This is a genomic window from Roseateles sp. P5_B10, assembly GCF_056400485.1.
Genome location: NZ_JBFULE010000452.1, coordinates 1 through 4,283, shown reverse-complemented (window position 1 = coordinate 4,283; position 4,283 = coordinate 1). Strand labels below are relative to the sequence as shown.

Annotated in this window: 6 protein-coding genes; 3 read left to right on the top strand and 3 right to left on the bottom strand. The window is 68.2% G+C overall.

Annotation, left to right across the window (positions count from 1 at the left end):
• A partial coding sequence (locus AC1DU6_RS21695) for a hypothetical protein (RefSeq protein ID WP_477859523.1) occupies nt 1-208 on the bottom strand: 208 nt, incomplete at its 3' end.
• Nucleotides 209-519: 311 nt separating this feature from the next.
• On the opposite strand from AC1DU6_RS21695, the gene AC1DU6_RS21690 reads away from it, so the two are divergent.
• The 3 genes from AC1DU6_RS21690 (at nt 520) to AC1DU6_RS21680 (ending at nt 2,765) form a co-directional block, all read left to right on the top strand.
• Nucleotides 520-1,206 (top strand): urease accessory protein UreF, encoded by a 687-nt coding sequence (locus AC1DU6_RS21690; RefSeq protein ID WP_477859521.1) that lies wholly within the window; start codon nt 520-522, stop codon nt 1,204-1,206.
• A gap of 79 nt (nt 1,207-1,285) precedes the next feature.
• Nucleotides 1,286-1,933: an urease accessory protein UreG gene (gene ureG / locus AC1DU6_RS21685; protein ID WP_477859519.1), complete on the top strand. Its 648-nt coding sequence runs from the start codon at nt 1,286-1,288 to the stop codon at nt 1,931-1,933.
• Entirely contained in the window at nt 1,923-2,765 is an 843-nt protein-coding gene (locus AC1DU6_RS21680; RefSeq protein ID WP_457323876.1) for an urease accessory protein UreD, read from the top strand. Before ureG ends, AC1DU6_RS21680 begins: the two co-directional genes overlap by 11 nt.
• Here the strand turns inward: AC1DU6_RS21680 and AC1DU6_RS21675 are convergent.
• Both AC1DU6_RS21675 and AC1DU6_RS21670 read right to left on the bottom strand, forming a co-directional pair.
• Nucleotides 2,721-3,326: a hypothetical protein gene (locus tag AC1DU6_RS21675; RefSeq protein ID WP_457323877.1), complete on the bottom strand. Its 606-nt coding sequence runs from the start codon at nt 3,324-3,326 to the stop codon at nt 2,721-2,723. The genes AC1DU6_RS21680 and AC1DU6_RS21675 overlap by 45 nt on opposite strands.
• A 90-nt stretch (nt 3,327-3,416) precedes the next feature.
• Nucleotides 3,417-4,196 carry a VOC family protein gene (locus tag AC1DU6_RS21670; protein WP_457323878.1) on the bottom strand — a complete coding sequence of 260 codons (780 nt, stop codon included), beginning with the start codon at nt 4,194-4,196 and terminating at the stop codon, nt 3,417-3,419.
• Nucleotides 4,197-4,283: the final 87 nt, after the last annotated feature.

Sequence of the window (4,283 nt, the reverse complement as noted above, 5' to 3'; positions counted from 1 at the left end):
GCACGTGCTCGTGGAACCACAGATGCTTCTCGGCGGCCACGGCGAAGCGGCCCTCGTCGGCATCCTTGCGAGCGCCGATCAGGATCTCGTGGGCGCTGGCCCCGGCTGGTGGCTCCCAGGCCTGGGCGCAAGGCGTGGCGCTGACCAGCACCGCGGCGAACAGCCCGGCCAGGGCGGGACGTCTGACGGCCGCTGTCTTGTCTCGCATGCTTGAGCCTCCTTGAAGTGCGGCGCAGTGTAGGCACGGCGCCGGTGTGAGCGGTAGCAGGTAGGTCGGCAATTTTCCCGTTGCGGCCTAGATGCCGCCGATGGCTGCAGCACGGCACAACTCGCGACTAGCATGCCGCCCGCCGCAGGCCGTCGCCCCCAGTGGCCACCGACTGGACGCGGCCTGACCTGCAAGGCTGGGGCAGCAACGACCCCCAAGCAGACTCTCTCGGCGCGCTTCTACGGCGCGGGCGTCGCATTCCACTTCTGATGGCGAAGGTTGGGTGCGTCTGGCGGGGCCAGAATCGCCCCATGCCGACCCCCGCTGCCCCCACCTCGCTGCTGCACCTGCTCTGGCTGGCCTCGCCGGCCTTGCCGGTCGGCGGCTTCAGCTATTCCGAGGGCCTGGAGGCCGCGGTCGACGCCGGCGTCGTGCATGACGAGACCAGTGCCGGCGACTGGCTGCTGAACCAGCTCGAACTCGTGCAGGCGCGCGCCGAGCTGCCGATCGCGGCGGCGGCGCACGCGGCGACGCTGGCGCTTGATGGCGCGCGGCTGGCAGAACTCAATGCCTGGGTGCTGCAGACACGCGAAACCAGCGAGAGCCTGCAGCAGGCCCAGCAGATGGGCCGCAGCCTCGTGGTTTGGATGCAGGGCCTGATGCCCGATGCCGCGGTGCTGCCCCTGCTGCAAAAGCTCAAACCGGCGCCGACCTGGCCCGTCGTCATGGGTGCAGCCGCGGCGTCCCGCGGTGCTGCGTTGGAGCCGGCGCTGCAGGCCATCGCCTTCGGCTGGGCCGAGAACCYGATGCAGGCTGCCGTGCGTTGCGTGCCCCTGGGCCAGACCTCGGGGCAGCGCCTGTTGGCACGCCTCGTGCAAGTCATCCCGCAAGCCGTGGCGACCGCGTTGGCAGCGCCCGAGCCCATGGCCTTCGCGCCGCTGCTCGGCATCCATGGCGCCCGCCACGAAAATCAATATTCACGACTGTTCCGCTCATGACAAAAAAACGCCGGACCGCTCCAAGTTTTTTTATCCCCCTTGGGGGGCCTGACGCGCAGCGGCAGGTTCGGGGGCTCACATGACTGCACCCTTGCACGCAATTCCCAACCGCACCAAGAAGCTACCGCCTTTGCGTGTCGGTGTCGGTGGCCCCGTGGGCTCTGGCAAGACCACCCTCGTCGAGATGCTGTGCAAGGCCATGCGCGAGCGCTGGGACCTGGTTGTCGTCACCAACGACATCTACACCAAGGAAGACCAGCGCCTGTTGACAGTGGCCGGTGCGCTGGCACCCGAACGCATCATGGGCGTGGAGACCGGCGGCTGCCCGCACACCGCCATCCGCGAGGACTGCTCCATCAACCTCGAGGCGGTGGACCGCATGCTGGAGAAGTTCCCCGACGCCGACATCGTCTTCGTCGAGAGCGGCGGCGACAACCTGGCGGCGACCTTCAGCCCCGAGCTGTCCGACMTGACCATCTACGTCATCGACGTGGCCGCCGGCGAGAAGATCCCGCGCAAGGGCGGCCCCGGCATCACCAAGAGCGACCTCTTCGTCATCAACAAGACCGACCTGGCGCCTCATGTCGGCGCCGACCTGAACGTCATGCGCAGTGACACCGCCCGCATGCGGCCCGTCAAGCCCTGGGTAATGACCAACCTGAAGACGCGCGACGGCCTGGACGAGGTGGTGCGCTTCATCGAGACCAAGGGCCTGCTTGTCGGTTGATCCCATCCGCTGGCCGGCGCGCCTGACGCTGAGCGCGGCGCGCGATGGCGGCAACGCCACCCGCGTGCATGCCCGCCACGATGGCCCGCTGCGCCTGCTGAAGACCCTCTACCCAGAGGGCAGTGCCATCGCGCACGCGGTGCTCGTGCATCCGCCCGGTGGCCTGGTCGGCGGGGATCGCCTCGACATCCACATCGATGTGCAGGCCGGCGCTCATCTGCTCGTCACCACACCGGCCGCAACGCGCTTCTATCGTTCCAACGCTGGCGAGGCGGCCCAAGTCGTGCAGGCCACGGTGGGCGAGGGCGCTCGCCTGGAATGGCTGCCACAGGAGACGCTGGCTTATCCCGAGTGCATCGCCCGCAACGAAGTGAAGCTCAGCCTCACGCCCGGCGCCAGCCTGTTCGCGACCGAGGTGCTGGGCCTGGGCCTGCCCGCTGCGGTGCAACCCTTTGTGGCCGGCCGCATGCTGCAGCACCTGGAGATCACCGGCCAATGGCTGGACCGCGGCTGGCTCGATGCGACCGACAAGGCCCTGCTCGACGGCCCTTGCGGCCTGGCCGGACATCGGGTGCTGGGCACGCTGGTCTATGCGCAGACCGGTGCGCTGGGCGATGTGGACGCGCTGCTGACCCACAGCCGCGCCTTGCTGGACGGGGTGGCGCGCAGCGGCGTCACGCATCTGGCTGGCCCGCGGGGCGCCGTGCTGCTGGCCCGCGTCGTCGGCGATGAGGTCGAGACGGTGACGCTGGCGCTGCGGCGGGTGAGGGCGCTGTGGCGGGGGCAGCTATGGGCCTTGAGAGCGAGTGATCCCAGAATCTGGGCGACTTGAGGCCTTTGGCGGACTAATTTCGAAGGTCGGCGCTACCCACAGCATCGGCTTGTTGTCGGGTGGCAGCCAAAAGTAGCCGAAATCGGCACCACCACCACGGCGAACGACTGTGACAAACGGCAAGATCGCGCCGCTGGGCTTTTCGATGATCGTCGCCCGACCTTCCATCACGCGCTGGATCACGAAGGAGCGCCCGACGCGCAACTCTCGGCTTGCCACCCATGCACAGCCTTGCAGGCGGGATGCCGCTGACGCGCCCAACAAATCGGCCGCTCCTGCTTCCTGACGTCTCAGCAGGTGATTGGCCATCGTGTCGTCGTATGGCGTGTGCCGGTTTGCAATGGCTGCAACTTCATCTCGGTCCAGCTGAATAAACGCATGCGGGTCCTCGACGAGGATGCAAGGCCAGGGAAGACGCGTTTCAGTCGCCACTTGGGAGAAGGTCCGCTCATCGGCAGCGGCCTCCGCCACGGTCAACACACCGGGCGACACCGCAAGGATCAAGGCGAGCAACGCATTGACGGCGCATGGCGATCCCAACAGGTGTTGCGGATTGGACATGGCATGCACTCTAGGACAACTGTTGGTGCCGCCGTCGGGCTCGCCGATCCGGTTTGCCGGACCCCGATCTGCGCACAGATACGACTCGAGTCAGCGCTCGGACTGCAGCGTCAGCCACAGACCGTGGACTCGAACGAGTGGCGTGGATTCGCCGCTTCGCGCCGCCATCGTGATGCCGATGATTGGATGGCCGGGCACGAGCTGGTGCCGCGACGGCACGATGACGATGCGGCCACCTTCGGCGAGGTCGAAGACTCGGGCCTGTGTCTCGAAAGGTTCGCAGCGCTTCTCTTCATGCGAGCTTGCGCCCAGGGCAGACAGCAACTGAGACAGGGCCGTCGCGTCGTCCGTCGCGACCCAGACCTCCCGCGTCGCGAACGCGCCGTTGGCATGGGCGAAGTGCTCAGGCCGGTCGGTCGGCGAGCGGTTGTCGCCGGCGAAGAAGACCCAGCTCAGCCGCGGGTCGGTCAGCGCCAGCCCGTTGGCGTCGTGCCGGTGCGGAATGCCCGCTGCCTGCAGCGCGGCGGCGGCGCGGGTCGAGTCGACCGCATGCAGGGTCAGGTAGGCCGGGCCTTCGCCCTCGCGCAGCAAGGCCATGTAGCGGGCGCTCAGCGCGTCGCGCGCTTCGCTCGCGGTGATCAGCTCCAGCCCCGCGCCGTTGCTGAACTTGATGTGGGCATTGCGCAGGCCGTTGGCATGCGGCCGCCCCGGCTTGATGGCGAAGCCCAGGCTGCGGTAGTCGGCCACGGCCTGATCCAGGTCCTGCGCGGCGGTGGGAATGTGGTCGAGGCGAACCAGGGGTTGCGCGCCCGCCGAGCCACAGAGGGCGAGCAGCAGCGCAGGCAGCCACCGCCTCACAGCGCCCGCCATGTCGGGATGCAGTGGCGCGCCAGCGCGGTGACCCAGTCGGGTTCCTGCGGCACAAAGGCGATGCCGAAGGCCGGGCTGACCAGAAAG

Coding starts and splice junctions, on each gene's coding strand:
- AC1DU6_RS21675 (WP_457323877.1), bottom strand. CDS start 3,326: ATGTCCAATCCGCAACACCTGTTGGGATCGCCATGCGCCGTCAATGCG.
- AC1DU6_RS21670 (WP_457323878.1), bottom strand. CDS start 4,196: ATGGCGGGCGCTGTGAGGCGGTGGCTGCCTGCGCTGCTGCTCGCCCTC.